General features: G+C 69.9%; 23 protein-coding genes and 1 pseudogene. 15 read left to right on the top strand and 9 right to left on the bottom strand.

What is annotated here, in order from left to right:
• Nucleotides 1-56 precede the first annotated feature (56 nt).
• The 3 genes from SALPAC6_RS0107800 to SALPAC6_RS0107790 form a co-directional block, all read right to left on the bottom strand.
• Nucleotides 57-434: an FKBP-type peptidyl-prolyl cis-trans isomerase gene (locus SALPAC6_RS0107800; protein ID WP_018252870.1), complete on the bottom strand. Its 378-nt coding sequence runs from the start codon at nt 432-434 to the stop codon at nt 57-59.
• A 140-nt stretch (nt 435-574) separates the two neighbouring features.
• Entirely contained in the window at nt 575-1138 is a 564-nt protein-coding gene (locus SALPAC6_RS0107795) for a DoxX family membrane protein (RefSeq protein WP_018252869.1), read from the bottom strand.
• A 116-nt stretch (nt 1139-1254) separates the two neighbouring features.
• Complete coding sequence (locus SALPAC6_RS0107790; protein WP_018252868.1) at nt 1255-1986, bottom strand: helical backbone metal receptor; 732 nt, start codon at nt 1984-1986, stop codon at nt 1255-1257.
• Nucleotides 1987-2033: 47 nt separating this feature from the next.
• Here SALPAC6_RS0107790 and SALPAC6_RS0107785 point away from each other — a divergent pair, with 47 nt between their 5' ends.
• A complete protein-coding gene (locus SALPAC6_RS0107785; RefSeq protein WP_026189420.1) occupies nt 2034-2741 on the top strand; it encodes a nitroreductase family protein in 708 nt (235 codons plus the stop codon).
• A gap of 1058 nt (nt 2742-3799) precedes the next feature.
• On the opposite strand, the gene SALPAC6_RS0107780 is transcribed toward SALPAC6_RS0107785, so the two are convergent.
• Both SALPAC6_RS0107780 and SALPAC6_RS0107775 read right to left on the bottom strand, forming a co-directional pair.
• Nucleotides 3800-4138 (bottom strand): histone-like nucleoid-structuring protein Lsr2, encoded by a 339-nt coding sequence (locus tag SALPAC6_RS0107780; protein WP_018252866.1) that lies wholly within the window; start codon nt 4136-4138, stop codon nt 3800-3802.
• A gap of 285 nt (nt 4139-4423) precedes the next feature.
• On the bottom strand, nt 4424-6163 hold the full coding sequence (locus SALPAC6_RS0107775; RefSeq protein ID WP_018252865.1) for a DEAD/DEAH box helicase: 1740 nt from the start codon (nt 6161-6163) through the stop codon (nt 4424-4426).
• A gap of 289 nt (nt 6164-6452) precedes the next feature.
• Between SALPAC6_RS0107775 and SALPAC6_RS0107770 the strand changes: the two genes are divergently transcribed.
• From SALPAC6_RS0107770 to SALPAC6_RS28880, 3 genes and pseudogenes are all read left to right on the top strand, one after another.
• Complete coding sequence (locus SALPAC6_RS0107770; protein ID WP_018252864.1) at nt 6453-7415, top strand: DUF5715 family protein; 963 nt, start codon at nt 6453-6455, stop codon at nt 7413-7415.
• A gap of 4 nt (nt 7416-7419) precedes the next feature.
• The gene (locus SALPAC6_RS0107765) at nt 7420-9030 is read left to right on the top strand and encodes an asparagine synthetase B family protein (RefSeq protein ID WP_026189419.1); all 1611 of its coding nucleotides are present in this window, start codon (nt 7420-7422) and stop codon (nt 9028-9030) included.
• A gap of 42 nt (nt 9031-9072) precedes the next feature.
• Nucleotides 9073-9755 (top strand): annotated as a pseudogene (locus SALPAC6_RS28880) (MerR family transcriptional regulator); the annotation flags it as partial.
• Nucleotides 9756-9852: 97 nt separating this feature from the next.
• On the opposite strand, the gene SALPAC6_RS0107755 reads toward SALPAC6_RS28880, so the two are convergent.
• Entirely contained in the window at nt 9853-11295 is a 1443-nt protein-coding gene (locus tag SALPAC6_RS0107755) for an LVIVD repeat-containing protein (protein WP_018252862.1), read from the bottom strand.
• A 149-nt stretch (nt 11296-11444) separates the two neighbouring features.
• On the opposite strand from SALPAC6_RS0107755, the gene SALPAC6_RS0107750 reads away from it, so the two are divergent.
• Entirely contained in the window at nt 11445-12119 is a 675-nt protein-coding gene (locus tag SALPAC6_RS0107750; protein ID WP_026189418.1) for a DUF305 domain-containing protein, read from the top strand.
• A 32-nt stretch (nt 12120-12151) separates the two neighbouring features.
• Here the strand turns inward: SALPAC6_RS0107750 and SALPAC6_RS0107745 are convergent, their stop codons facing one another.
• A complete protein-coding gene (locus SALPAC6_RS0107745) occupies nt 12152-13513 on the bottom strand; it encodes a serine/threonine-protein kinase (protein WP_026189417.1) in 1362 nt (453 codons plus the stop codon).
• A gap of 214 nt (nt 13514-13727) precedes the next feature.
• Between SALPAC6_RS0107745 and SALPAC6_RS0107740 the strand changes: the two genes are divergently transcribed.
• From SALPAC6_RS0107740 to SALPAC6_RS0107720, 5 genes are all read left to right on the top strand, one after another.
• Nucleotides 13728-14960, top strand: coding sequence for a glutamate-cysteine ligase family protein (locus SALPAC6_RS0107740; protein WP_018252859.1), 1233 nt, complete (start codon nt 13728-13730; stop codon nt 14958-14960).
• Entirely contained in the window at nt 14957-16291 is a 1335-nt protein-coding gene (gene egtB / locus SALPAC6_RS0107735) for an ergothioneine biosynthesis protein EgtB (RefSeq protein WP_018252858.1), read from the top strand. The genes SALPAC6_RS0107740 and egtB overlap by 4 nt, the downstream gene beginning before the upstream one ends.
• A gap of 10 nt (nt 16292-16301) precedes the next feature.
• The gene (gene egtC, locus SALPAC6_RS0107730) at nt 16302-17048 is read left to right on the top strand and encodes an ergothioneine biosynthesis protein EgtC (RefSeq protein ID WP_018252857.1); all 747 of its coding nucleotides are present in this window, start codon (nt 16302-16304) and stop codon (nt 17046-17048) included.
• A gap of 52 nt (nt 17049-17100) precedes the next feature.
• Entirely contained in the window at nt 17101-18066 is a 966-nt protein-coding gene (gene egtD / locus SALPAC6_RS0107725; protein WP_018252856.1) for an L-histidine N(alpha)-methyltransferase, read from the top strand.
• Nucleotides 18067-18305: 239 nt separating this feature from the next.
• Nucleotides 18306-18890: a TMEM165/GDT1 family protein gene (locus tag SALPAC6_RS0107720; protein ID WP_018252855.1), complete on the top strand. Its 585-nt coding sequence runs from the start codon at nt 18306-18308 to the stop codon at nt 18888-18890.
• Between the two features lie 115 nt (nt 18891-19005).
• Here the strand turns inward: SALPAC6_RS0107720 and nhaA are convergent, their stop codons facing one another.
• Nucleotides 19006-20316 (bottom strand): Na+/H+ antiporter NhaA, encoded by a 1311-nt coding sequence (gene nhaA, locus SALPAC6_RS0107715; protein WP_018252854.1) that lies wholly within the window; start codon nt 20314-20316, stop codon nt 19006-19008.
• A gap of 296 nt (nt 20317-20612) precedes the next feature.
• On the opposite strand from nhaA, the gene SALPAC6_RS29655 reads away from it, so the two are divergent.
• From SALPAC6_RS29655 to SALPAC6_RS0107695, 4 genes are all read left to right on the top strand, one after another.
• Complete coding sequence (locus SALPAC6_RS29655; protein ID WP_018252853.1) at nt 20613-20783, top strand: hypothetical protein; 171 nt, start codon at nt 20613-20615, stop codon at nt 20781-20783.
• Complete coding sequence (locus SALPAC6_RS0107705) at nt 20780-21991, top strand: glycosyltransferase family 4 protein (protein ID WP_018252852.1); 1212 nt, start codon at nt 20780-20782, stop codon at nt 21989-21991. Before SALPAC6_RS29655 ends, SALPAC6_RS0107705 begins: the two co-directional genes overlap by 4 nt.
• A gap of 129 nt (nt 21992-22120) precedes the next feature.
• Complete coding sequence (locus tag SALPAC6_RS0107700) at nt 22121-22789, top strand: hypothetical protein (protein WP_018252851.1); 669 nt, start codon at nt 22121-22123, stop codon at nt 22787-22789.
• Between the two features lie 122 nt (nt 22790-22911).
• Nucleotides 22912-23322, top strand: coding sequence for a DUF2267 domain-containing protein (locus SALPAC6_RS0107695; protein ID WP_018252850.1), 411 nt, complete (start codon nt 22912-22914; stop codon nt 23320-23322).
• A gap of 22 nt (nt 23323-23344) precedes the next feature.
• Here the strand turns inward: SALPAC6_RS0107695 and SALPAC6_RS0107690 are convergent, their stop codons facing one another.
• The gene (locus tag SALPAC6_RS0107690) at nt 23345-24511 is read right to left on the bottom strand and encodes a CaiB/BaiF CoA transferase family protein (protein ID WP_018252849.1); all 1167 of its coding nucleotides are present in this window, start codon (nt 24509-24511) and stop codon (nt 23345-23347) included.
• Nucleotides 24512-24754: 243 nt separating this feature from the next.
• Here SALPAC6_RS0107690 and SALPAC6_RS0107685 point away from each other — a divergent pair, with 243 nt between their 5' ends.
• A complete protein-coding gene (locus SALPAC6_RS0107685) occupies nt 24755-25789 on the top strand; it encodes a TerC/Alx family metal homeostasis membrane protein (protein ID WP_018252848.1) in 1035 nt (344 codons plus the stop codon).
• Nucleotides 25790-25823 lie beyond the last annotated feature (34 nt).

Raw genomic sequence — 25823 nt, 5'->3', positions numbered from 1 at the left:
GGCGTTCCCTCCGATTGCGCCGGAGGGAACGCCCGGCGCCCGGCTGCTCGGACCGGTCAGCGGAGGCCGACCAGGTCAACGACGAAGACCAGCGTCTCGCCCGGCTGAATGACGCCGCCGGCGCCGCGGTCGCCGTAAGCGAGATGCGGTGGAATGGTCAGTCGCCGTCGGCCGCCGACCCGCATGCCGACCACACCCTGGTCCCAGCCGGCGATGACCCGCCCGCCGCCGAGGGGAAACTCGAGCGGCTCGCCACGGTTCCACGACGCGTCGAACTCACGGCCCGTGGAGTGGGCGACACCGACGTAGTGGACGCGGGCGACCTGCCCGGCCTGCGCCTCCGCTCCCTCGCCGACGGTGATCTCCTCGACGAGGAGGTCACGCGGCGGGGCGCCCTCGATCGCTCCCACCTCGGGCTTCGTTGCCTGGTTCACCAGCGTCTCCTGTCCTTCGTCGTGCTGCCTGACCTGCCCGATCCTGCCCGATCGCCGCTGGTGGCCGAACCCCTGGGGGCGGTAAGGCGCTGGGCGGGCACCACCAGTGGTGACGCCCGCCCAGCGGAGTGTCGAGATCGTCAACGGAGCCAGGGCATCCGCCGTACGATCGGGAGCCCGGCCCAGGCTCGACCGAAGCCCCAGGTGTCACCGGCGTGGAGCAGGGCGATGACCGCCAGCACCGCGGCGTAGATCAGGTGATCGTCCATGAACGGGTTGTTCGACGGCGGCAATGCGGCCGTCCACATCAGCACCATGAGAAGTCCGCCGGTCGCGGCGGCAACCCGGATGCCGATCCCGAGCAGTAGGGCGGTGCCGATGGCCGCCAGCCCGATCATGAACAGCCAGTCGGCCCACGCCGCGCCCGCGATGCTGTTGTAGAAGCCCTTGAACGGCCCGGTCGCACCGAAGGTCAGGAAGCCCTTCGTCGGGCTGCCGCCGTTGATCCAGGCGCTGTCGGCCTCGGTCGCCCGCCCCAGCCCGAACAGCTTGTCGAGAAAGGCCCAGAGGAAGATCCAGCCCAGCGCCAGGCGGGTGCCGGCCAGTACAAGGCGGGCGGCTCGTCCCTGCCCGGTTTCGACCTGGCTCACGGTGTTGACTGTCTCGGCGGCGTTCCGCTTGGTCGTCGCGGTCATCGTCTGCACGCCCTTCCTGCTGGTGCCTCGTGTCGCACTGTCTGTGGCACATCAATTCGATCGCAGCGGCAGGGGGTGCGGGCAGGGTCAATCGGGTCCGTCAGACGGGACCTTGGGCCCGTGGGTCACACCGCCCGGTAGGTGACCGGCGCCGCCAGTTGGGCGGCCAGGACGGTGGGCGCCTCCGCCAGGGACGGGCCATACCACGTCAGGTGCCGACCGGAGACGAGGGCACACGGCAGCTCGGGGAATGCCTCCGGCCCGTCATCCACAGCGAAACGGTATGGCTCGTCGGGCAACACGACCAGCGCAGGAGTCCGGGCGCGTAGCTCGCTCAGGGACGGTCGGGGATACCGCCCGGCGTCGCCGGCGTACAGATTGGTCAACCCCAGCCGGCGGAGCACGTCCCCGGCGAAGGTGTCCCGGCCCAGCACCACCCACGGGCGCCGCCAGACCGGCACCACGGCACGGCGCGGCGGCCAGTCCTCGGGCAGCTCCGCCCAGGCACGGCGGGCGGACACCAACCACTCGGGCTCACCCGGCGAACCCAGCTCGGTGAGGAGCTCGGCCAGCTCGGTGAGCGCCCCATCGACGGTGCGAGGGTAGGTGATCCGCACCGGAACCCCCGCCGCCACCAGGGCGTCCGCGTCCTCGCGCCGGTTCTCCTCGACGTTGAGCAGAACCAGATCCGGCCGGAGCGCGCGTACCCGGTCCAGGTCCGGGTACTTGCTGCCGCCGACCCGGGGCACCTTCAGCCCCACCGGATGGGCGCACCAGTCGGTGGCGCCGACCAGCACCCCGGGCAGCGTCAATGCCACCGCCTCGGTCAGCGACGGCACCAGTGATACCACCCGCATCCGCTTCACCTCCGGTAGGCCCGTTGTGTCGATCATGCCGTGCGGGAGTGGCCATGGCCACACGAGAGGCCGACAATGGCCGGATGTCGCCGAACCGTGCTGAGCAACCTCCCGCCGTCCTACCGCTACCCGACTACGGCGTGCCGCCTGCGGTGGCATTGGCTCGCGTACGTGGGTTCGCCGAGGCGATGGTCCGGCGCCGTACGGTGCGGGACTTCAGCGAGAAGCCGGTCCCGGAGGGGGTGCTCGAGCACGCCCTGCGGGCGGCGGCCTCGGCGCCGAGTGGCGCGAATCGACAGCCGTGGCGGTTCGTGGTGGTAACCGCACCGGAGCTCAAGCGGCGGCTGCGCGCCGCCGCGGAGGCCGAGGAGCGGGTGTTCTACGAGCAGCGCGCGCCGCAGGAGTGGCTGTCGGCGCTCGCGCCGCTGGGAACGGATGCGAGCAAGCCTTTTCTGGAGACCGCCCCAGCGGTGATCGTCGTCTTCGAGGTCCACCGCGGCCCACAGAGTCCCCGTCCCTACTACGTCAAGGAGTCGGTAGGGATCGCGGTCGGGCTACTGCTCGCCGCGCTGCACCAGGCTGGCCTCGCCACCCTGACCCATACCCCGAGTCCGATGCGCTTCCTCAACGAGTTGTTGGACCGGCCTGCGGAGGAGCGGGGAAACCTGATCATTCCGGTCGGCTACCCGGCGGAGGGGGCGACCGTGCCGGACATCTCCCGCAAGCCGCTGGACGAGGTGGTCGTCTGGCGCTGACCTGGGGCGCGGTCCTCATCGTTGACCATCGGAGCTGTAGGGGACGCACCCGCGGTGCGGTCCCCGCGCTCAGCAGGCTGGGCCACGGCCGACGTGGGTAGATCCACTCACGGGCGCAGCGGGCTCGCGCCGACGCCGGGACCGGCGACCTGGGCAGCGGACGCGCCGCCCTGGTGAGCACCTCGGTCAGCTCGTGAGCTACCTGGCGGGTCTCCTCGGCGGTCAGCCGTAGCCACGTCTCGGCGGAGACAGCGCACCCCTCGTGCCAGGCGGCGTCTGAGACGAGACGCCACCACCGCTCCCGGCGGTTTCTGGCCAACTCCGGTGTTTCCTCGATCAGCTCGGCCGAGGCCAGCACGCGGAGGTGGTCGCTTACGTTGCCGACCGCCTGGTCGGTCGCCTCAGGCAGCGTGCCGACCACGGCGGGCCCCTTCAGCGTGAGCACGGTTCCGCACACCGCTAACCCGCGTGCCTCGCAGTGATTTGGTAAACCCGGGGGCGATGCGGAGGGCGACGACGAAGGAGGGATTGGCCGAGATCTGGCGGGGGGATCGGTCTGCCCGGGGAGTGATCCGGCAGTCGACATCTTTGCTCTCGGGGGTTGATTGCTGCGTGTGCAGCATTTGGAACATATCGCCCATCATCGATTGATTTGGGCGGGTGGCGCTACTGCCGTTCATCAACAGGGATCACGCTATCGCCGATGCGGACAGTTGGCTTGCTGTGTCATCGTGGAACCCTTAACTGACGGGCCTGGACCGACTGCAGCCAAGTCCGGCCGTGGACTGGTATGACCCCGAGCCTCGGTCACGGTCGAATGTTGGCGAGCCCGGATCAATTCAGCTACCGGGCACCGGTCGGTGGTCCGGCGATTCCGGTCCCTCGCGGTCGATTCCGCGACCGTGTCTGTGCCTGGTGGAGCGCGCCCGGCCGGGCGACCGCCCGCAGGCATGGTGGTGAGTGCGGGGCGCGTCACTGGTGGCGGGCCGTTGGCCGGCGAAAAGACAGCGGGGCCGTGCTGGAATCGGCACGGCCCCGCTCGGGTGGACACCCGGCGCTCAGCGGTTCTTGTACGCCTCGACGACCTCCACCGGGATGCGACCGCGCTCAGAAATCTTGTAGCCGTTCTGCGCAGCCCATTCCCGGATCGCACGGTTCTGCTCCCGGTCTATTCCGGTGCTGGTGCCCCGTCGTGGTGCCCGCGAGGTGTCCATGCCGCCTCGGCCGATCCTGCGGCCGGCGCTCAGATACGGATCCAGCGTCTTCCGGAGGATGCCCGCATTCTCGTCGGACACGTCGATGGTGTACGCCACGCCGTCCAGGCTGAACTCGACGGTCCGATCGGCTTTTCCGCCGTCGAGGTCGTCGGTCAGAACCGTGATTACTTTTCTTGCCATGGCCGATTACTCCCTGTGTGGGGGTGGGGTGTGGTCAAAGTTTGACCTATCCCTGGGCATTTTCGCAACAAAACGCGTCGACTTCATTTCGGGTGTGGCGAAATCTGGCGCCGAATCGACATGGCGGCAACCGAAAACGCCTCGGGCGCACCAGTGCCGACCATCGTCGGCTGGCTGGTGCGCCCCGAGTTTGGTAGCGCCCGATGGCGAGGAGCCGATCGCCGCCACCGAGGGCCGGAAAGCAGGCCCTCGTTACTGCCACTGCGTCGGTGCGGCCCCGCCCGCTCAACGGGGCTGCCGGCGGCGGTCACCCCCGTCGGTGTCCCGGTCGCGACGAACGGTTGCCCGGCGTCCCTTGATGGTGCTGCCGCGCAGGCCCGAGATCACCTCGTCGGCCAGCCCCGCCGGCACCTCCACCAGCGAGAAGCGGTCTGCGATCTCGATCGAGCCGATGTCCCGTCCGTTCATGCCGGTCTCGCCGGTGATCGCACCGACCAGATCCTGCGGTCGCACCCCGGCCCGCCGACCCAGCCCGACGAAGACCTGAGTGGTGCCGGCGCTCCGGGGCCGACCCGGCCGGCGCTCGCCTCTGCCCTCGTGTCCCGGTCGGCCGGTCCGGGGTGGGCGAACCGCGATCTGCGGGATCTCCTCTTCCTCCTCCAGCGCGCCCGGCAGGGTGGCCTCGTGGGCCAGGCGTACCGCGGCGAGGGCCACCTCCATCAGGTCGAACTCGTCGCTCAGTGACTCGACGATGACCCGGAACGGCTCCAGGTCGTCTTCCAGCAGGCTCTCCCGCAGCGCGGCCTGGGTGAGTTCCAGGCGACGATTACGCAGGTCCGCCACGGTGGGGATCTTGTCGATGGTGATCCGTTGACCGGTGACCCGTTCGATGGTCTTCAGCATCCGGTGTGCCCGCGGCTCGGCGAGGGTGATCGCCACTCCCTCCCGGCCGGCTCGCCCCACCCGGCCGATCCGGTGCACGTACGACTCGGGCGCCGAGGGGACGTCGTAGTTGACGACGTGGCTGAGCTGCTCGACATCCAGGCCGCGCGCTGCCACGTCGGTGGCGACCAGCAAGTCGGCGGTGCCGGCGCGCAGCCGACCCATCACCCGGTCCCGCTGCTCCTGACTCATCCCGCCGTGTAGCGCCTCGGCCCGGTAGCCGCGACCGTTCATCGTCTCGGTGAGCCGGTCAACCTCCTCCCGGCTGCGACAGAAGACGATCGCCGCAGTGGGGGACTCCACGTCCAGCACCCGGCCCAGCGCGGCGGGTTTGTGCGCCCGGGCTACCAGGTATGCGCTCTGCCGGACCCGGGGCGCCTCGCCGGCTACCGGTTTCTCCCGCGCGATGAGGATGCGGATCGGGTCGGTCAGGTATGCCCGGGCCATGCCGTCGATGCGGGCGGGCATGGTCGCCGAGAAGAGCACGGTCTGCCGCTGTTCCGGCGCGTGTTCCAGGATCGCCTCGATGTCCTCGGCGAAGCCCATGTCCAGCATCTCGTCGGCCTCGTCCAGCACGACGGTGCCGACGTCACCCAGGCGGAGTGTGCCACGAGCGATGTGGTCGAGCGCTCGGCCGGGCGTGGCCACCACGATGTCCACCCCGGCGTCCAGGGCCCGCAGTTGCCGACCGATCGGCTGGCCGCCGTAGATCGGCAGCACCCGGGTGCCGAGTTCCTTGCCGTACCGATGGAACGCCTCCGAGACCTGCACCGCCAGCTCTCGGGTGGGTACCAGCACCAGCGCCACCGGATCGGCGGTCAACCGGTCGGCGGGCATCCGTTGCAGCAACGGTAGGGCGAATGCGGCCGTCTTGCCGGTGCCCGTGGCAGCCTGGCCGAGTAGATCCCGTCCGGCGAGCAGGGGAGGGATCGCCTCCCGCTGAATCGGCGTCGGCTCCTCGTAGCCGAGCGCGGCGAGCGCGGCGAGGAGTTCGTCGCGCAGGCCCAGGTCGACGAAGGCGGTCGCCTCGTCGTCAGTGGACGGTTCGGCAGTTGGATCTGGCCTAACGGGTGCGGAACTCATGCGTCAAGCCTTTCATCACGGCCTGGGGCCCGCTTCGCCGACCGGCACATCACGGCGGCCAGCCGGTGCCACCACGTACGGCGGGGGTTGCCAACTCAGGTGCCGTGGCTACGGGACAGCCGGATTCCTGATGAGCTGTCTACCTGCAGGCGGTTCACGACCCATCGCACTCTTTGACTTCTTGACGGGGAGATAGGAGGAATATTCGACCTCTTGCCCGTAAAAGGTGATTACTATTTCACGCAGAGTGATGTTCCCCGTGGTGTGGTGACGGGAGAGGGGACCGACGATGCGTTTGCCCAGCCGAAGCCCGGGCCAGCAGCCCGGCCCGTCCGTCCCGGCTGCTCCGGCCCGCCGCGCGGCGGCGGATCGGTCCCGTCGGCTTCCGACCGGCGAGCCGGACCTGGACGCGTACCGAGCCGCCGTCGCCGACCTGCTGGTCGAGGTCGGTGCGCTCGCCGGGGCCACCAGCACCGTGGCCCGGCAGGTGCTGATCGACCAGCGGCTGCGCGAGCCGGCTATCGCCGTGGTGCTGGATGCCACCCCATCGGGTCTGGTCGGCGCGCGCGAGACGCTGCTGTTGGAGATGGCCCGTTACCAGCCGAGCGAGCGCAGTTCCGCGGCTGACCTTACCGCCCTGGTCCGGATCTACCTGCTCTCGCGCATCGATGTCATGTGGTGGCGCGAGGCTCCCACCTACCGTACCGACGACCAGGTCAACCAGAGCACCGACCTGATTGACCTGGAGTGGCTGCGCCGCCGGGACCTGCTGCGCTTCCGCTACCAGGGACAGCCGGCCACGTTCTTCGAGCGCGGGATGCGGGCACTGCGGCGCCGAATCCGCCCCTGCGCGGCTCCGCAGACCGCCGGGTTGCTGTTTCGCCGATCCCGCCGGGAGATGGTGGCGCTACTCAACGACATCGCCCGCGAGTTCACGGCCCATGCGCCCGCCGGTACCCCGCCGCTCTGGGTGACCAGCCTGGTCCGGAGCGCGGAGCACCAGCATCGGCTGCGACGACTCGGATACGCGGCGATGCTGCCCAGTGGACACTGCCTCGGCTGGGCCGCGGATGTGGAAATGACCTGGTTCGACCGCTTCGGAGCCCGGGATGTCCTCGCCGATCTGCTCCTCGCCCGGCAGCGGGCGGGCGAGGTCAACGTGGTTGATGAGGGGCAGGCCTGGCACCTGTGCCTGGCGCCCGGGGCGCGCGGTCGGCTGCGTCGGGTGTACGAAGCCGAGCTGGGGGTCTGAACGGATGTGCGGGATTGCGGTGAGCCTCGGCCCGGAGGCCGATCCGGCCATCTTCCGACGGATGCTCGCCACCCTGGAGCCACGTGGTGAGGTGACCGAGACCCGGTCCGAGAGTGGCCTGCTCACCGGGGTGCGCCGGTTGCCGGTGGTGGACCGGAAGCGGGCGGTGCAACCCTGGGTCTCCGCCGACGAGCGGTGGGTGCTCTGCTACAACGGCGAGATCTTCAACCACCACGAGCTGCGCGCGGAGCTGACCACCCTGGGCTACCGCTTCCGTGGGATGAGCGACACCGAGGTGGTACTCGCCGGATACCTGCACTGGGGCGAGGCGATGGTCTCCCGGCTGCGCGGTGAGTACGCCTTTGTGATTGTCGAACGGGCCAGCGGACGGGCGTACCTGGTGCGTGACCCGCTCGGGGTGAAGCCGCTCTACTGGACCCAGACCCCGGGCTGTCTGCATGTGGCGAGCGAGGTCAAGGCCCTGGTCGGCTTCGGCGCGCCGGTCACCGAGGTGCCGCCCGGCCACCACGGTTGGGTGCAGGCCGATGCTGCGGCCCGCCTGTGTCCGTACGTCAGCCTGCTCGCCCTCGGCGAGGGGTTGCCGACGGTCGACGACCCGGACGAGGCCGCCCTGCTCGTCCGGGACGCCCTCACCGACAGCATCCGGGCGCGGCTGGACACCGATCTCACCGTCGGCGTGGTCCTCTCCGGTGGCCTGGACAGTTCACTCGCGCTGCTCCACGCCCGCGATCTGCACCCGGACTGCGTTGCGGTTACCGTCGGCGTGCCGGAGAGCCCCGACCTGCGCTACGCGCGTCGGCTGGCGAAGGACCTTGGGGTCCCGCACGAGGTGGTGGAGTTGCAGCCGCGAGACATTCGCCTGGCCCAGATCCGGGAGGCGATCCGAATTTCGGAACTCACCGAGTACGGCGACATCATCAACGCGGTGGTCTCGGTGCCGCTCTTCCGACGGCTGCGCGAGCTGGGCATCAAGGTGGCGCTCACCGGTGACGGCTCGGACGAGTTGTTCGGCGGCTACCCGATGTACCACCGGGTCGGCCCGGAGGCAGCCCGTCGGCTCTTTCTGCACAAGATCATCAACCTCTGCCGTACGGAGCTGCAACGCGTTGACCGCACCAGCATGGCGTACGGGGTGGAGGCCCGGGTGCCGTTCCTCGACCCGAGCGTGGTCGAGCTTGCGATGCGGCTGCCGATCGGGCTGAAGCTGCGCGCGGGGCAGGAGAAGTGGATCGTCCGGCGGGCCTTCGCGGATCTGCTGCCGGACTACATCCTTCAGCGACCGAAGAACCCGATGTCGTACTCCTCCGGTCTGCACGAGCGGGCCCGGCTCTACAAACCGGTCTTTGCCCGGCTGCACCGTTCCTTCCGCTACGACCTGGCCGAGCCGGTGCGCCGGGACTTCGACCGCGTGCTCACCAGCTGCGGCAACGACCTGGACCGGGCCATCGCCGCCGGCCGAGCCCGTCCGGACTACACGATGTTGGAGCATGCTCGGGACCTGGTCGGCGCAGCCAAGTGGAACGCGGTGCCGATCGTGCGCCGGCTGGTCGGACCGCGCCGCACCCGAGGCGACGACGTGCCGTCGCCCGGTTGAGGGCGGTTCGGGGTTGACTCTGACATGGTGTCAGGGCTGACCGATCAGCTGCGCCGACTCAACCGGGTGATCGCGCTGAAGGACCTTGGTTTCACGTTGGCCCAGGTCCAGCAGGTTCTCGACGATGCGCTGGATGTCGCGGAGCTGCGCGGCATGCTGCGACTACGTCGGGCCCAGCTTGCGGCGGACACTGCGCAGTTGACCCGGATCGAGGCGAGGCTCCGGACGATCGAAAGAGAGGGTCGGATGAACACGCAGGATGTCGTGCTCAAGGAGCTGTCATCGCTTCGCGTCGCGGAGTTGACAGCAATGGCGGCCAGCCACGAGACCGCTGACATCGGTCGGGCGATCCAGCCGCTCTACCCGGAGTTGTTTCGGCGGCTGGCCGTCGCGCAGACGTCGCCGACCGGGCCCGGCCTGGCATACGACGAGTCGGCCGGGGACGGGGAGACGGTTGTGGTGCACGCCGCCATCGAGGTCGCGGTCAGCCCGGATCGGACGCGGGACTTCGCGGTCGTAGACCTGCCGGCGGTGCCGGCGGCGGCCACGGTGATTCACCGCGGTCCGATGGATGAGGTCGCGGGAACCCTGCAGCGCTGGCTCAGTGGATCGAGGAGAACGGCTGGCGGGCCGAGGGCTACCACCGCGAGCTGTACGTGGAGTACTGCGCCGATGATCCTGCGGCCGGGGTTACGGAGCTACAGCAACCGGTGACGCGGGCCTGACCTACGCCCGGCCGTCGAACGCGACCGGGGTCGACTTCCGGGTGGAAGTCGACCCCACGGTGCGTCCGGTCGTGACCGGCTGGCCGGTTACCCGGGGCTACCGGCCGAAGCGACCGGTCTGGGTCTGTGCGTTCAGCTCTGGGTAGCGAACGAAGTTGGCCGTCCAGGTGCGCCAGTCGGTGAGCCGAAGAACGTCAAGGCCCTTGGCGATGTCGTTGGAGTAGATGTAGCCGTTGTACCAGTACGCGGACCAGGAGCCGCCGGTGATGAGGTTCTCCTCGTCCAGTGGGCCCCGCTCCCAGTACGCGATCTCGCGGGGGTTGGCCGAGTTGGTGAAGTCCCAGACCGAGATGCCGCCCTGGTACCACGCCTGGACCATGATGTCCCGCCCGAACACCGGGATCAGCGAGCCGTTGTGTGCCACACAGTTCTCGGTGTCGGTGTTCTCCCGCGGGATCTTGAAGTAGCTGCCGAAGACCATGGTGCGGTCGTCGCCGCGACCGACGATGTCGTAGATCGCGTCGGCACCCCGGTTGGGGCCGATGGTGTCGTTGCAGGTGGGGGCGCCGCCACCGCCCAACTCGTCGGTGAAGATCACTTTTGTGCCGGCGTTGTTGAAGGTGGCGGAGTGCCAGAAGGCGAAGTTCTCGGTGTCTCGGACCCGGTTGATGACCTCGGGCGCCTCCCGGTCCGAGATGTCCATCAGGATGCCGTCACCCATGCAGGCACCGGCGGCCAGGTTCTTTGACGGGTAGGCGGTGATGTCGTGGCAACCGCTGGTCGCCGACTTCTGCCCCGGCACGCCCTCGTAGCCGCCGTCGGGGAAGAGATTCGGGGTGGCCACCACCGCCGCGTCGGTGGGCCGGTGTACCGGCACCTTGACGATGGAGATCGAGTCGTGCGGTGGTGGGCAGCCGACGTACGTGTCCGACGGGCCGTACGACGAGACGTAGATGTACATCGTCGCCCTGTTTCGGGCGGGCACCAGCGTGTGGGTGTGCGAACCGCAGGCGGTCTGCACGCTCTTCAGGTAGCGCGGGTTGGCCTTGTCGCTGATGTCGAAGATCTTGATGCCCTCCCACTGGGTCTCGCTTGACGGAACCCGGGTGCTGTCGCACGAGTCGTCGCTGCGGGGCGAGTCGGTGGAGAGGAAGAGCAGGTCGCCGTGGACGGAGATGTCATTCTGCGAGCCCGGGCAGAACACGCGGGAGACGACCGTCGGGGCGGCCGGACGCGAGATGTCGTAGATGACGAAGCCGTTGTAGTTGCCGGCGAAGGCGTACCGGCCCTGGAAGGCGAGGTCACTGTTCGTCGCGTCGAGCGGTGTTTCCTTTGGCAGGTTGACGACCAGCTTCAGGTTGGGGCTGCTGCGGATCTCGTCAACCCCGGGGATATCCGCGGTGGTGACGGCGCTGGACTTGGTGGTGGCCGCGCTGGCGCCGTGGGGCGCTGCGGCGACCACACTTGTCAGGAGAAGGCCGGCCGCGGCCAGGCTCAGTGTGCCGAGCCAGCGGGACCGCGGCGTGCGGGATCTGCTCATCGGCGGGGCCCTTCGCGAGGTGTGACGACTGGCCACACCCTACCGCCGCAATGGTGAGTGTCGATAGATCCGAGGTGACCCCGATCGCGTGTACTCTCGGTTGTCGATGGTTATGATCATCATGATCTTGACCTCCAGGGGGTGTTCGGATGACCGTGCGGGGTAGGTGGGTGCTGGCCGCTGTCAGCACGGTGGCTCTGTTGCTCGGCGTGGTGGCGTGGTTGGGGGTCGCCCAGGACCGGTCACGATCCGCGGTGCCGACGGCAACGGGGGTCAGCGACGGTCCCGGTCCGTCGGTCATCGTGCCCGGCCGGCCCGGAGAGCCGGCTCGGGTCCGCTCGGCCGACGAGCTGCGGGCGAACGCCACCGGAGGGCACAACTCGCTGGATACCTGGTATGTCCAGATGATGATCCCGCATCATGAGCAGGCGTTGGAGATGTCGGAGTTGGCCCCGGGGCGGGCCGCCGATCCCCGGGTGGCGGCGTTGGCTGAGCGGATCCGAGCCAGCCAGGCACCGGAGATCGAGGTGTTGCGGGCCTGGCTCGAGGCCCGCAACCTGCCGGTGGAGGTTCCCGAGCATGATCACAGCACGATGCGTGGCATGCAGTCACCCGAGGCGATGCGCCGTCTCGCCGGGGCCCGGGGGGCCGAGTTCGACCGACTCTTTGTGGAGATGATGAGCGATCACCATGCCGGGGCGGTCGAGATGTCCATCGATCTGTTGAAGGTCGGGGCGGAGCCGGTGCTGCTGGAGTTCGCGAATTCGGTCGCCGTCGAACAGAACGTGGAGATCGGTCGGATGCGGGAACTGCTCGGCCGTTGACCGGCTGACACCGCTCCGGCGCCCGGGTCGCGCTACTGCTCGGAGTGGGTGGCCGGATTCGGTGGGGTTGTCGTGGGGCTGTCGCTCGGGTTGGGCGGCGGCTCGGGATCGGATGTCGAGGGCTCGGGCGTCGCAGAGGTTGGCTGCGCGCTCGCGCTCGGTGGTGCATCCGTCGATGGCGATACCGATGCTGATCCCGACGCCGACACGGACGCCGACACGGACGCCGTCGGCGTCGGCGTCGGCGTCCGTGTCGGCTCGGTGATGAACCTGTTCGGTTGGTGGGGACGCTGCGGCACCGAACTGGTGGTCGGGTCGGGCGGCGGCGCTGCCCCGTCGTCATTCGTCATCGTTGGCGCTGACGGCGGCAGCTCGCCCGGCGGCTCGACTGCGGCAGCGCCGATAGCTACCACCGTGGCCAGGCCAGCCACCGCCACCACCACGGTGGCCACCACCCCGACCAGCGGTCCGCGTCGGCCTGGGTGGTACGCGTCAATGACCGGGTTGTCGGTCAGCGTCGTCGGCTCGGCGGTGCGCAGCGTCACCGAGCTCACCGGGGCCACCGGCGCGGTCGCCGCCGTGGGGTCCGACACCGCGGCGCGGGCGGCCGCTGCCATCGCAGACCCGCTGCTGAACCGGTGCTCAGGGTCTTTCGCCAGGGCTCGGCGGACCAGTGCCCGCACCGCCTCCGGGATGTCGTGGGGGAGCTCGGGCGGATCTTCGTCGAGGTGCGCGACGGCGACCTGCAGCGGACTCTCACCGGTGAAAGGTGGACTGCCGCTGAGGCAGCAGTAGGCGACCGCTCCGAGCGCGTAGATGTCGGTGGCGCCGGAGACCGGCCGCCCGGCGGCCTGCTCCGGCGCCATGTAGAGCGCGGTTCCCGGTACGGCGTCGGTGTGGGTGATACTCGTCACGTTGGTCGAACGGGCTACTCCGAAGTCGACCAGCACAACGGTGCCGTCCTCCTGCACCACCAGGTTGCTTGGTTTGATATCCCGGTGCACGACGCCGCGGCGGTGCACCGTCTCCAGCGCCTCTGCGGCCTGCGCGACGATTGACATCGTTTTGGCCACGTCGAGTCGACTGGCGGCCTCGATCTGCCGGGACAGGGGTTCGCCGGTGACGAACTCCATGATCAGATAGTTGGCCTGGTCGCCGGTGGGCAACTCGTCCGCGCCGCAGTCGAAGACCTGCACCACCCCGGGGTGCCGCAGGGCGGCCATGATCCGAGCCTCAGACCGGAACCGGGCGATGAAGTCGGGGTCAGAGACGAGCGCTGGCAGCAGCACCTTCACCGCCACGGGTCGGTCCAGGACCAGATCGAGGCCCCGCCAGACGTCCCCCATGCCGCCGGTGGCGATCCGTTCGTCCAGGCGGTATCGACCGCTGAGCACGACACCTGAGGTCAACACGCGAACACCGTACCGACAACCGGGTGGCGGCGATGCGCCGCGCCGCCCCATCGCCGCGCGACACCCCGTATTCCACTCGGATTCAGGGAGTTCGCCTGCTAGACAGAGGGGGTCGGCCCGCGGGCACTCACCTTCGTTGGTGATCCGCGTTACGGTGACACGGGTCGGACGTCGGCGCGGCGAAGGGGGCCGAACCATGGTGACGTCGCCGGAGGTGGACCAGGGAACGGTCCTCACCTCCTCGGCTGCGGCTGCGAGCCACCTGTCCCGGATCTGTTTCAAGACCGGCCCACCCCGATGGCTCGGCGTCGAGCTTGAATGGACCGTGCACGATGCCGTCGACCCCGCCCGCCCAGTCGGGGCCGACCGTCTGCGGGCCGCCCTCGGGCCGCACACCCCCCGCACCCTGGACACCACGAGCCCCGCCCAGCCGCTGCGGCATGGCGGGTCCGTCACCGTCGAACCCGGCGGACAGGTGGAGATCTCCACCGCAACACATACCTCGGTCCCGGCCCTCGTTACCGCTACCGAAGCTGAGATCACCGAACTCACCGCGCTGCTCCGGCGGGCCGGTCTGGTTCTCGGTCCCGGCGGTATCGACGCCCATCGGTCCCCGTGCCCCGTGTTCGAGACCCCGCGCTACCGGGCGATGCGCCAGGTCTTCGACCGTCGTGGCCCGGCCGGGCGCAGGATGATGTACAGCACCGCCGGCCTCCAGATCTGTCTGGACGTCGGTGAGGCGGACCAACTCGCCGACCGTTGGGCCACGGCACACGCGATTGGTCCCCCCCTGATCGCCGCCTTCGCCACCGCCGGGCGGCACGCCGGGCGAGCGACCGGCTGGGTCTCGGCCCGGATGGCCGCGTGGCTCGCCATTGACCCGGCGCGGACCCGGGCGGTGTGGACTCCCGAGCAGGGCGCCGCGGATCCGATCGCCAGTTGGACGGCGTACGTCCTGGCCGCCCCGTTGCTCTGTGTGCGGGATGGGCCGGACTGGACAGCGCCGGTCGGCATCACCTTCGCCGACTGGCTCGCTGGCGCGCTGCCCCGACCCCCCACAGTCGACGATCTCGACTACCACGTGAGCACGCTCTTTCCGCCGGTGCGTCCCCGCGGTTACCTGGAACTGCGCTACCTCGACGCCCAACCGGAAGACAGTTGGTCGGTGCCGGTGGCGGTGGTCGCCGCGCTGCTCTCCGAGCCGGCCGTCACCCGGGCCGCCCGATCGCTCGTCGGGGCGCAGGCGCAGCGGTGGATCGCCGCCGCCCGGCACGGCCTGCACGACGACGCTCTCGCGGCAGCGGCCGCAGACCTTTTTGATCTGGCGCTGACCGCGCTGCCCCGGCTGGGGTTGCCGCCCGCGCTACACGACGACCTTGACCGAGGCGTACGACGGCGGCGAGAGGCCGCGGGAAGGAGGCGGCGGTGACCGAGACGACCGACCGGCCCGACGGGGTGCGACTGCGGGAGCATATCGCGACGGAGCTGGCCCGTGCCCGGGCCCGTACCGAGGTGTTGACCGACGCGGTTGACGATGCCGACCTGGTGCGACAGCATTCACCGTTGATGTCGCCCCTGGTGTGGGACCTCGCCCACGTCGGCAACCAGGAAGAGCTCTGGCTGGTGCGGGATGTCGGCGGCCGGGAGCCCGTCCGCCGGGACATCGATGATCTTTACGATGCCTTCAAGCAGCCTCGCCGGGACCGGCCGGCGCTGCCGTTGCTGCCGCCGCCGCAGGCGCGGGCATACGTGGCGACGGTCCGGGACAAGGTCTTTGACCTCCTCGACGGGGTCACCTTCACAGATCGGCGGCTGGTCGCCGACGGCTTTGCCTTCGGCATGATCGTCCAACACGAGCAGCAGCACGACGAGACCATGCTCGCGACCCACCAGCTGCGCTCCGGTCCAGCTGTCTTCGACGCGCCGCCTCCGCCGGAGCCCCGAGTCCGGGTGGACGGGGAGGTACTGGTTCCGGCCGGCGAGTTCACCATGGGTACCGACACCGACCCCTGGGCGCTGGACAACGAGCGTCCCGCCCACCGGGTGCACCTGCCGGCGTACGTCATCGACACGGCACCGGTCACCAACGGTGCGTACGCGGCCTTCATCGCCGAGGGTGGGTATCGCGACCCACGGTGGTGGAGCGCCGCGGGGTGGGCGCACCGGCAGGAGGCGGGCCTGACTGCGCCGTCGCACTGGCACCCGGATGGAGACGGCTGGGCCTACCGCCGCTTCGGTCGGTGGGCGCCGGTCCGCGACGACGAGCCGGTGGTGCACGTGAGCTGGTACGAGGCGCAGGCCTACGCTGCCTGGGCGGGAAAGCGGTTGCCGACCGAGGCGGAGTGGGAGAAGGCAGCCCGCTGGGACCCGGCGACCGGTCGGTCTCGCCGCTACCCGTGGGGCGACGGGGACCCGACGACCAACCATGCCAACCTCGGCCAGCAGCACCTCTGGCCGGCGCCGGTCGGGGCCTATCCGGCGGGTGTGTCGCCGCTCGGTGTCCACCAGCTGATCGGCGACGTGTGGGAGTGGACCTCGACAACCTTCCGTGGCCATCCCGGCTTCACGGCCTTTCCATACCGGGAGTATTCCGAGGTCTTCTTCGGCGACGACTACCGGGTGTTGCGCGGTGGATCATTCGGCACCGACCGGGCGGCCTGCCGGGGCACCTTCCGTAACTGGGACTACCCCATTCGGCGGCAGATCTTCAGCGGCTTCCGCTGCGCTCGGGATGCCGCCCCCGAGGAGGCAGCCGAGTGAGGGCTCACTGATGTGTCGTCACCTGGTCTATCTCGGGCCGCCGATCACCCTGCGGGAGTTGCTCTTCGACCCGCCGGCGTCACTGGTTCGTCAGTCCTGGGCACCGAAGGATATGCGCCGCGGTGGGGTGATCAATGCCGACGGATTCGGTGTCGGCTGGTACCCGGACGACAGCGATCCGATCCGCTACCGGCGGGCGCAGCCCATCTGGAGTGACCCGACGATCGCCCAGCTCGCCGGTGTTACCCGTGCGGGCGCGATCCTCGCGGCGGTCCGGTCCGCGACCGTCGGCATGCCGGTGCTCGAGTCGGCCGCCGCGCCGTTTCTGGAGGGGCGGTGGCTGTTCAGCCACAACGGGGCGGTGCGTGGCTGGCCGGACAGCGTTGCCCCGCTCGCAGGTGCGTTGCCGGTGCGCGACCTGCTTACCCTCGACGCGCCCACCGATGCGGCGCTGCTCTGGGCGCTGGTCCGGCACCGGCTGCGGGCCGGGGTCGAGCCGGCCCGCGCCGTGGCGGAGACGGTTGTGGCGGTGGTCCGGGCCGCTCCCGGGTCCCGACTCAACCTGCTGCTGACCGATGGGCACACGGCGGTGGCGAGCGTCGCCGGGCACAGCCTGTCGATCCTGCAGACGCCGAACTCGGTACTGCTGGCATCCGAGCCGCACGACGACGATCCCGACTGGCAGGCGGTGCCGGAGGGGCAGCTGGTGGTGGCGACCGCCACCGGGGTGCGGACCAGTGCCCTGTTGGCGGCGTGACCGCCAGGAGATCTCGACCCCGCCAGGAGACTTCGATGAGGAAGGGACAGACATGAGCGCAGAGCCGCTGGAGATCTACCTCGAAGAGCAGGACCTGGGGCGCAACCTGCGGCAGGATGTCCGCGCCGGGCTGACCGCCGAGGAGAAGTGGTTGTCCCCGAAGTGGTTCTACGACGCTCGGGGCAGCCAGCTCTTCGAGGAGATCACCCGGCTGGCGGAGTACTACCAGACCGGGGCCGAACGTGCGGTGTTGCTCGATCGGGCTGCTGAGATCGCGACGGTGAGCGGTGCCAAGACGCTGATCGAGTTGGGCTCCGGTTCCTCGGAGAAGACCCGGTTGTTGCTGGACGCGTTCACCCGCCACGGCGACCTGGGCACCTTTGTGCCGCTGGACGTGTCGGTGAGCGCGCTGCGCGAGTCCACAGCCCGGATCGCTGCTGACTATCCGGGCCTGCGCGTACGGGGGATCGTCGGCGACTTCACCCGGCATCTTGATCGGCTGCCCGCGGGCGGGCGGCGGCTCGTGGTGTTTCTCGGCGGGACGATCGGCAACCTGCTGCCGGTCGAGCGCGCCGAGTTCCTGGCGGCGATGCGCACCGCGCTGGAGCCGGGGGACTGGCTGCTGGTCGGCACCGATCTGGTCAAGGATCCGGCGGTCATTGTTCCCGCCTACGACGACGCAGCGGGGGTGACTGCCGAGTTCAACCGCAACGTGCTGCAGGTGATCAACCGCGAGTTGGGTGCCGATTTCGACCCAGCAGCCTTCGACCACGTCGCGCTCTGGAATCCGGAGCGGGAGTGGATCGAGATGCGGCTGCGGGCCCGGCACCCGATGCGGGTGCAGGTGCTCGACACCGAGGTGACGTTCGCTGCCGGGGAGGAGCTACGGACCGAGGTCTCGGCGAAGTTTCGGCCCGAGGGGATCGCGGCCGAGCTGCGCGAGGCCAGCTTCGTCACCAGCGAGTTCTGGACGGATCCGGCCGGCCTGTTCGGCGTCACGCTCGCCCGCGCCGAGTAGGCCGACGCCGCCAGCCCCTCCTCGACCCACCGGCCGGTCCTCCGACGTCAGCGTTGTCGGTGGTCGGCTAGGGTGGTCGGCGCGAAGGGGAGTAGCCCCCAACGTCGTGGTCGACACACTGGTGTTCCCGCACCCGGCCACACGGCCCCGCTCGGCGGGGTGGGCGAGACCTTCGACCCAGGTTGGTAGCCGGGTCGAGGTCGCTCCGTGCCTCTTTCCGGCCGGATCGGAAGGATGTCATGGAGGGTTTCCTCGTCGCGTTGGGGGTGAGCTTCGGCGTCATCTTCGTCGCCGAGTTGGGGGACAAGTCCCAGCTGATGGCGCTGACCTTTGCCACCCGATTTCGACCGTTGCCGGTGCTGATCGGCATCACCGTGGCCACGGCAGTCGTGCACCTGGCCTCGGTGGCGATCGGCTACGGACTCGGTGCGGCGTTGCCTACCGGATGGATCGCGCTCCTCGCCGGCGTGGCGTTTCTCGGGTTTGGCGCCTGGACGCTTCGCGGAGATCACCTCACCGAGCAGGAGCGCCGTAAGGCGAATCGGTCGGGCCGTCCGGCGGTGGTGGTCGGCGTCGCGTTCCTCCTCGCCGAGCTGGGCGACAAGACCATGCTGGCGACCATCACCCTGGCCACCCAGTACGGCTGGTTCGGTACCTGGGTCGGATCCACGCTCGGCATGGTCGTCGCGGATGCCTTGGCGATTGCGGTGGGGCGGGTGCTCGGCCGCAAGTTGCCCGAGTGGACCGTGCGGTTCGGTGCTGCGCTGCTCTTCGCCGGGTGTGGCCTCTGGCTGATCCTGGATGCGGTCGGGCAGCTCGGCTGATTTTCTGGGTGAGCCGGTACTGGGGCGAACCGAACTCGTTCGGTTCGCCCCAGTACGGCGCCGGCAGTTGGGTCGCCGGCAGACCCTGGTTGGCGTCGCGGCGTTCCTGTCGGCCTCAGCCGTCGCGGTGCTCGAACACGTCGGGTACCCCGTCGCGGTTGCTGTCCACCCGCTCCTTCACGGCGATGCGCCGGTAGGCCTTGTTGCGGCGGGTCAGGACGACGGAGGCGAGCAGCGCCGCGATCAGCGATCCGCTGAGTACGGCGGCCTTGACGTTGTCGTCGGCAGCTTTGCTCTCGAAGGCGAGTTCACCGATCAGCAGTGACACGGTGAATCCGATGCCGGCCAGCAGGGAGACACCGAGTAGGTCGGTCCAGGTGATGTCCCGGTCCAGCTCGGCGCGGGTGAACCGGGCGAGCAGGAACGTCGAGCCGAAGATACCGAGTACCTTGCCGAGCACCAGGCCGGCGACGATGCCGACGACGATCGGGTCGGTGATCACGGCGCCGAGGTCGGCCCCGCGTAGGGACACTCCGGCGGCGAAGAAGGCGAAGACGGGGACGGCGAAGCCGGCGGAGACCGGCCGCCAGCGGTGTTCGAGGTGCTCGGCGAGCCCGTGCCGATCGCCCTCCCGGCCGCGCAGGACCGGCACCGTGAAGCCGAGCAGGACGCCGGCCACCGTGGCGTGCACGCCGGACTCGTGCACCAGGGTCCAGGCCACCAGGGCCAGCGGGATCAGCGCCCACCACCAGGTCTTGCGGCGCTGCACGAGGAGGCCGAAGAGTGCGATCGGCAGCAGCGCGAGCAGCAGCGGCATGAGTTTGAAGTCGCCGGTGTAGAAGATGGCGATGACCGTGATCGCGAGCAGGTCGTCCACCACGGCGAGGGTGAGCAGGAAGGCGCGGAGCCCCTGCGGCAGGTGGGATCCGATGACCGCCAGCACGGCGAGCGCGAAGGCGATGTCGGTGGCGGTCGGGATGGCCCAGCCGCGGAGGTTCTCGCCGCCGGCGGAGAGGTTGATGCCGACGTAGATCAGGGCCGGAACGACCATACCTCCGATGGCCGCGACGACCGGCAGGGCGGCACGACGCGGGTCGCGAAGGTCGCCGGCGACGAATTCGCGTTTGAGTTCGAGCCCGACCACGAAGAAGAAGATCGCTAGCAGGCCGTCAGCCGCCCAGGTGGCGAGGTCCAGGTCCAGGTGCAGGTCAGACCCGCTCGGCCAGGGCACCCACGATGCCAAAGCGGCGTAGGAGTCGCCCCAGGGCGAGTTCGCCCAGAGCAGCGCGATCACCGCGCCGAGCAGTAGCAGGCCGCCGCCGAAGGTCTCGGTCCGCAGCACGTCAGCCAGGAAGCGGGCCTCCGGCCAGGAGGTACGCGAAAAGAGGCGGCGGGCGCGGCCCGGGGGTGGGGTGCGGTCGGTCATACGCGCGGTCCATCCAAGCGGTGTCGGAGCAGCAGGAATCATTCGCCGACCAGGCTTCCCGGCACACCGCTCACCACCCTATCCAGGCGAGTGACGGGACGGCGAGCGGAGACGACGTGACCGTGCCCCCGTCACACCGCTTCTCCGGAGAGGAGGTGTGTCGGGCTTATCGATCGAATGGTGAAATTTCGGATATTTGATGTATGAGGTGTTGTAATGTTTTCACGGTATAGGTTGAGCTTAGGAGCTTTCATGAGTTTCGTTGGAGGTTTCGGCTCGGTGCGGCCGCGTACCTGATGGACCGCTGCCGCCTGCACCCGGTACTCCAGCGCGCCTACCTGCGTCGCCGGGCGGCCGGCGAGCACCAGAGCGAACCGTTCAGGTCGGAGACCAGGGCGCACTCGTACGTGGACGGCGGCCAGCGGGGCAACGGGGCCGCCCTGCTGGCAACGGGGGAGCAACGATGAAGATCGGCATCCTGGCATATCACTTTCCACCGGAACCGGCTTTCATCCCGGGCAGCCTCGCAGAGGAACTCGCCCGGCGTGGGCACGAAGTCCGGGTGCTGACTGGCTTTCCCGACTATCCGGGCGGGCACGCCTACCCGGGCTGGCACCAGCGTTGGCGCCACGAGACCCGTAGCGAGCGGCTGACCGTGCGGCGGGTGCCCCGCTACGTCGGCCGGAGCATGCGCGGCCGGTTGGCCGGTCACCTTTCCTTCGCAGGCAGCGTGTCGCTGGTCGGCCGGCGGTTCTTCGCCGGTGTCGACGCCCTCTACGTGCACCAGCCGACGGCCACCGCCTTCGCCGCCGCCCGCCTGCTGCGGGCACTTCGGCGGGTGCCGGCCGTCGTGCATGTTCCGGACGTGTGGGCTGGTCCGGAGCCGGCGGCTGGCGGGCCCGATCGGTGGACCGCTCGGCTTGCCAGGGCGATGGCCGCTACCTACCACCGCGCCGACCGGATCGTGGTCGCGGCCCCCTCGCTGCGGGACCTCGTCGTGGCCGAGGGGGCTGACCCGGGGCGGGTCGAGGTGGTGCTCAACTGGACCGACGAGCGGATCTTCCAGCCAGCTCCGCCGAGTCCGGCCGCGGGTCAACTGATCCGTCGCGACGACCGCTGCGTGGTCATGTACGCCGGCACCATCGGCGCTCGCCAGGGGCTGGAGACGGCGGTGCGGGCAGCGGCAGCCCTCGACCACCGGATGGATCTGGTGCTGGTCGGGTCGGGCGAGCAGGAGCGGCGGGTGCGGGGGCTCGCCGCCGAGCTGGGGGCAGACAACGTGCGGTTCGTCGAACGGCGCTCGCCGTTGGACATGCCGGAGCTGTACGCCGCCGCCGACTACCAGTTGGTCATGCTTCGGGACCTGCCCGAACTGCGCAGCACCCTGCCCGGCAAGTTGCCGACGACCCTGTCGTGCGGGGCGCCGGTCATCGCCTCGGCCGGCGGCGACACCGCTGAGGTGGTGGAGAGTGCCCGGGCCGGACTCTCCTGTCCGCCGGAGGAGTGGGATGCCCTCGCCGACCGGTTCTGGTTGGCCGCCACCATCCCGCCGGCTGCCCGTGCCGAGATGGGCCGGCGGGGCCGGGAGGCGTACCTGCGGCAGATGTCGATGCCTGCTGGAGTGGAACGGATCGAGTGCCTGCTGGACGAGGCTGCCAGCGGACGCCGACGGTGAGGACGACGCGCGCTACCCGCGGTGCGGCTGCGCGGTGCGGCTGGGCGCGTTGGCGAGCCGAGTGGGATGTCTGGCAGCGCACGGCGGGCAGCCAGGAGTGGCGCCGGTCGGGGCGGGTAGTCGCCGCCCATGCCCACCATCGAGGAGAAGAAGCGCTTGGTCCGCCGGCTTGCCGGTGACGGGCGCGGCTTTGCTGAGCAGTACGGCTTCCGCACCACCAACAATCCGTCGAGCCTCTTCCAGCTGCTCTGCCTCGCCGTGTTGCTGTCCCGTCGCGGCGACGCTCGGCGAGCCATTGAAGTGGCCCACGCCCTGCAGGACCAGGGCTGGGACAGCGCCGCCCGGCTGGCCCGCTCCACGCCCGCAGAGCGGGCCGGGCTGCTGCGCGACTGCGGGCTCCGCGCGACGGCTGAGCAGACCGCCGGCACCCTCGGGGAGCTGGCACAGGCGGTCGTTGACCGGTACCGGGGCGACCTTCGGCGGTTGCGTGTGGTCGCCGCCCGCGATGCCGACCGGGAACGTGCCCTGCTCGCCGAGTTGCCCGGGGTGGACGATGCGGCGGTCGTCCTATTTCTCCGCGAGGTGCAGGCACTGTGGGCTGAGATACCGCCGGTCGCCGATCGGCGGGCGCTGGCCGCAGCCCGCCGGCTGGGCCTCGGGAATTCCGCCGACGACCTGGCCGGGCTGGCGGGTAGCGGCCGGTCCGAGCGGTTGGCCTGGCTGGTGGGCGCGCTCGCTCGGGTGGACCTAGAGCAGCGATACCCGGAGGTGATCGGCCAGGCTGCACCAGCGCAGTGAGGGGACATCCCCTGGCCAGCACTGGGTCAGCGTCCTGGGCCACGTCGTATCCGGCGTCGGCAATCCGGCAGTTTCCCCACCGCGCCGCGCGGGTATCCGGTCGGCGGACCGAAGGGGACAGCATGGACTATCACACCTTTGTTGACCAGGTCGGGCAGCGGACGGGAGCCCCTGCCGCGCAGGCGGTGGAGCTGACCCGGGCGGTCCTGGAGACGCTCGCCGAGCGGCTGACCGGCGGGGAGGTGCTGGACCTGGCCGTACAGCTGCCGGCGCAGCTGCAGGGGGTGTTGAAGCCGGGGCCCGACAACGAGGCAGCGCAGCGGCTCGCGGCGGCAGAGTTCGTTACTCGGGTGGCCGCCCGTGCCCACGTTGACGAAGCCGCTGCGCACGGGGCCGTCCGAGCGGTCTTCATCACGCTGCGGGAGGCGATCAGCGGTGGTGAGTTCGACGATGTCGCGGTGCAGCTGCCCCGCGACTACCGGGAACTGGTGGAGCCGGCGCTGGCGCCGGGTTCGGCGCTGCGCCGGCCCTGATCCGCCGCGCTGACTCCCCGCACTAGGCTACGGCGCCCGCAGCGTGCAGGTCGGCGATGCGGTCAGCTCCGAAGCCCGCCTCGGCCAGCAGTTCGTCCGTGTGTTCGCCGGGGTGTGGCGGTGGCCGGTGCAGGGCCGTCGGCGTACCGGAGAAGCGCGGTGCGGGTGCCGGTTGGGTCACCCCGTGGTGTTCCACGAACGTGTCCCGCGCCGTCAGGTGCGGGTGTGCCGGCGCCTCCGCCCAGTCCAGAACCGGCGCCACGCAGGCGTCCGAGCCGGCGAACATCGCCGCCCACTCGTCCCGGGTCCGGGTCCGGAACAACCGTGCCCACGCCTCCCGCAGCGCCGGCCAGTTCGCCGGATCGGTGCGGTCCAGCGCCGTGTCACCAGGCAGCGGAAACCCGGTACGCCGAACCAGTTCGTCGTAGAAGCGGGACTCCAGTGCGCCCACCGCCAGATGCTTTCCGTCGGCACACTCGTAGCTGTCGTAGAACGGAGCGCCCCCGTCGAGCAGGTTCACTCCGCGGGGGTCCTGCCACCGGCCGAGGTGGCGCAGGGCGTGGATCTGGGTGCTGAGCACCGAGACGCCGTCCACGATGGCGGCGTCCACCACCTGGCCGGGGGCACCGCCGCGCACGGCATACAGGGCGCTGATCAGGCCGAGGGCCAGGAGCATTCCACCGCCACCGAAGTCGCCGAGCAGGTTCAGTGGCGGCACCGGACGTTCGTCGGCCCGTCCGATCCCGTGTAGCGTCCCGGTCAAGGCCAGGTAGGTGATGTCATGCCCGGCTTCCAGTGCGGCGGGACCGTGCTGCCCCCAGCCGGTCATCCGCCCGTACACGAGGTGTGGGTTGACCGCGTGGCAGTCCGCCGGGCCGAGACCGAGTCGCTCGGTCACGCCGGGCCGGAAGCCCTCGATCAGCACATCCGCGCCGGCGGTCAGCGCGAGTGCCACGTCGCGGCCGGGGGGTGACTTCAGGTCCACGCCGATTGATCGCCGCCCCCGGTTCAGTAGATCGGGGTGGGGGGTGCCGAAAGCGGCCGGGTCCACGTCGGCCGCCCGGTCCACCCGGATCACCTCGGCACCGAGATCGGCCAGCATCATTGCGGCGAACGGTCCTGGCCCAATCCCGGCCAGCTCGATTACCCGCACCCCGGCGAGGGGGCCGGCCGGTACGTTGTCGGTCATCGGGCCACGATAGGCGCCGATGGGCCCGGGGGATAGGGGGCTAGGTGTGCTGGTGGGAGACTGGGTGGCCGGGGTGCCGCGTGGCAGACCGGACCCGGATTGGCCTAACCTTGTCGCGACGAGGGGAGTACTTCCCACGAGCCATTCCGGTCAGTACGGCGGGCCCGGAGCCTGCCTCGGATGGTTGCCTACGAAAGTGGGTGAAGGAGACCTCGAGCATGGCATCGTGTTCGAGGAGGCTCCATGACCGATTTGTACCTTTCTGCCGGGCTACAGTCAGTCGGTACACCGACGCTGTGGGGCGTCACCATTGCCGGCATCGTCGTGCTGCTGGTACTCGACTTTCTGGTCACCCGGCGGCCGCACGAGGTGTCGATCCGGGAGGCGCTGGCCTGGTCGGCGTTCTACCTCGCGCTGCCGCTGGCGTTCGGTGCCTGGCTCTGGTCCCGCTACGGCTCGCAGCAGGGCGTCGAGTATCTGACTGGCTACCTGGTGGAGAAGTCCCTCTCGGTGGACAACCTCTTCGTCTTCATGCTGCTGCTGGCCGCGTTCGCGGTGCCCCCGGTGCTCGCCCAGCGGGTCCTGCTGTTCGGGATCACCGGTGCCCTGGTGCTGCGCGCGGTGTTCATCGCACTCGGCGCGGCTGCTCTGCAGACGCTCGACTTCGCCTTCCTGCTCTTCGCGCTCATCCTGCTCGCCACCGCGGCGAAGCTGCTGCGTGACGCGATTTCCGGCCAGGAACAAGAGGTCGACATCAACGGGATGCGCGCGGTGCGGCTCCTGCGCAGGTTCATGCCGGTCACCCAGGAGTACCAGGGTACAAAGATGGTCGTACGGCTGGCTGGCCGGCGAACGCTCACCCCGCTGGCGCTGGTGGTCGTCGCGGTGCTCGCCACCGATGTGGTCTTCGCCGTCGATTCGGTGCCCGCCGTGTACGGCATCACCGAAGATCCGTACCTGGTCTTCGCCACCAACGCCTTCGCGCTGCTCGGGCTGCGGGCGCTCTACTTCGTCCTGCACGCCGCGCTCAGCCGGCTGGTGCACCTCAACTACGGGCTCGCGGTCATCCTCGCGTTCATCGGAGTGAAGTTGGGCCTGCACTGGGCGCACGGGGTCTGGCCGGGGGTGCCGGAGATTCCGACCCTGGCATCACTCGCAGTGATCCTCATGGTCCTCATGGTGGTCACCGTCACCAGCCTGTATGCGACTCGCACCAGCAGGTCGAGTGGACAGGGGTCGATCGTCAACACCTCCGGCGGCGACGGGACCCCCCGTTAGGGCCCTGCGTCCAGCGGATAGGCCGGCCCGGGTC

This window comes from Salinispora mooreana (assembly GCF_000379065.1).
Lineage (GTDB): Bacteria > Actinomycetota > Actinomycetes > Mycobacteriales > Micromonosporaceae > Micromonospora > Micromonospora mooreana.
This window is presented reverse-complemented; position numbering and strand designations above follow the sequence as displayed.

Bases quoted from the DNA above. Each gene is read 5' to 3' on its own strand.
- SALPAC6_RS0107790 (WP_018252868.1), bottom strand. From the start codon at position 1,986: ATGCGGGTGGTATCACTGGTGCCGTCGCTGACCGAGGCGGTGGCATTG.
- SALPAC6_RS0107780 (WP_018252866.1), bottom strand. From the start codon at position 4,138: ATGGCAAGAAAAGTAATCACGGTTCTGACCGACGACCTCGACGGCGGA.
- SALPAC6_RS0107775 (WP_018252865.1), bottom strand. From the start codon at position 6,163: ATGAGTTCCGCACCCGTTAGGCCAGATCCAACTGCCGAACCGTCCACT.
- SALPAC6_RS0107770 (WP_018252864.1), top strand. From the start codon at position 6,453: ATGCGTTTGCCCAGCCGAAGCCCGGGCCAGCAGCCCGGCCCGTCCGTC.
- SALPAC6_RS0107765 (WP_026189419.1), top strand. From the start codon at position 7,420: ATGTGCGGGATTGCGGTGAGCCTCGGCCCGGAGGCCGATCCGGCCATC.
- SALPAC6_RS0107755 (WP_018252862.1), bottom strand. From the start codon at position 11,295: ATGAGCAGATCCCGCACGCCGCGGTCCCGCTGGCTCGGCACACTGAGC.
- SALPAC6_RS0107750 (WP_026189418.1), top strand. From the start codon at position 11,445: ATGACCGTGCGGGGTAGGTGGGTGCTGGCCGCTGTCAGCACGGTGGCT.
- SALPAC6_RS0107740 (WP_018252859.1), top strand. From the start codon at position 13,728: ATGGTGACGTCGCCGGAGGTGGACCAGGGAACGGTCCTCACCTCCTCG.
- egtC (WP_018252857.1), top strand. From the start codon at position 16,302: ATGTGTCGTCACCTGGTCTATCTCGGGCCGCCGATCACCCTGCGGGAG.
- egtD (WP_018252856.1), top strand. From the start codon at position 17,101: ATGAGCGCAGAGCCGCTGGAGATCTACCTCGAAGAGCAGGACCTGGGG.
- SALPAC6_RS0107720 (WP_018252855.1), top strand. From the start codon at position 18,306: ATGGAGGGTTTCCTCGTCGCGTTGGGGGTGAGCTTCGGCGTCATCTTC.
- nhaA (WP_018252854.1), bottom strand. From the start codon at position 20,316: ATGACCGACCGCACCCCACCCCCGGGCCGCGCCCGCCGCCTCTTTTCG.
- SALPAC6_RS29655 (WP_018252853.1), top strand. From the start codon at position 20,613: ATGGACCGCTGCCGCCTGCACCCGGTACTCCAGCGCGCCTACCTGCGT.
- SALPAC6_RS0107705 (WP_018252852.1), top strand. From the start codon at position 20,780: ATGAAGATCGGCATCCTGGCATATCACTTTCCACCGGAACCGGCTTTC.
- SALPAC6_RS0107700 (WP_018252851.1), top strand. From the start codon at position 22,121: ATGCCCACCATCGAGGAGAAGAAGCGCTTGGTCCGCCGGCTTGCCGGT.
- SALPAC6_RS0107695 (WP_018252850.1), top strand. From the start codon at position 22,912: ATGGACTATCACACCTTTGTTGACCAGGTCGGGCAGCGGACGGGAGCC.
- SALPAC6_RS0107690 (WP_018252849.1), bottom strand. From the start codon at position 24,511: ATGACCGACAACGTACCGGCCGGCCCCCTCGCCGGGGTGCGGGTAATC.
- SALPAC6_RS0107685 (WP_018252848.1), top strand. From the start codon at position 24,755: ATGACCGATTTGTACCTTTCTGCCGGGCTACAGTCAGTCGGTACACCG.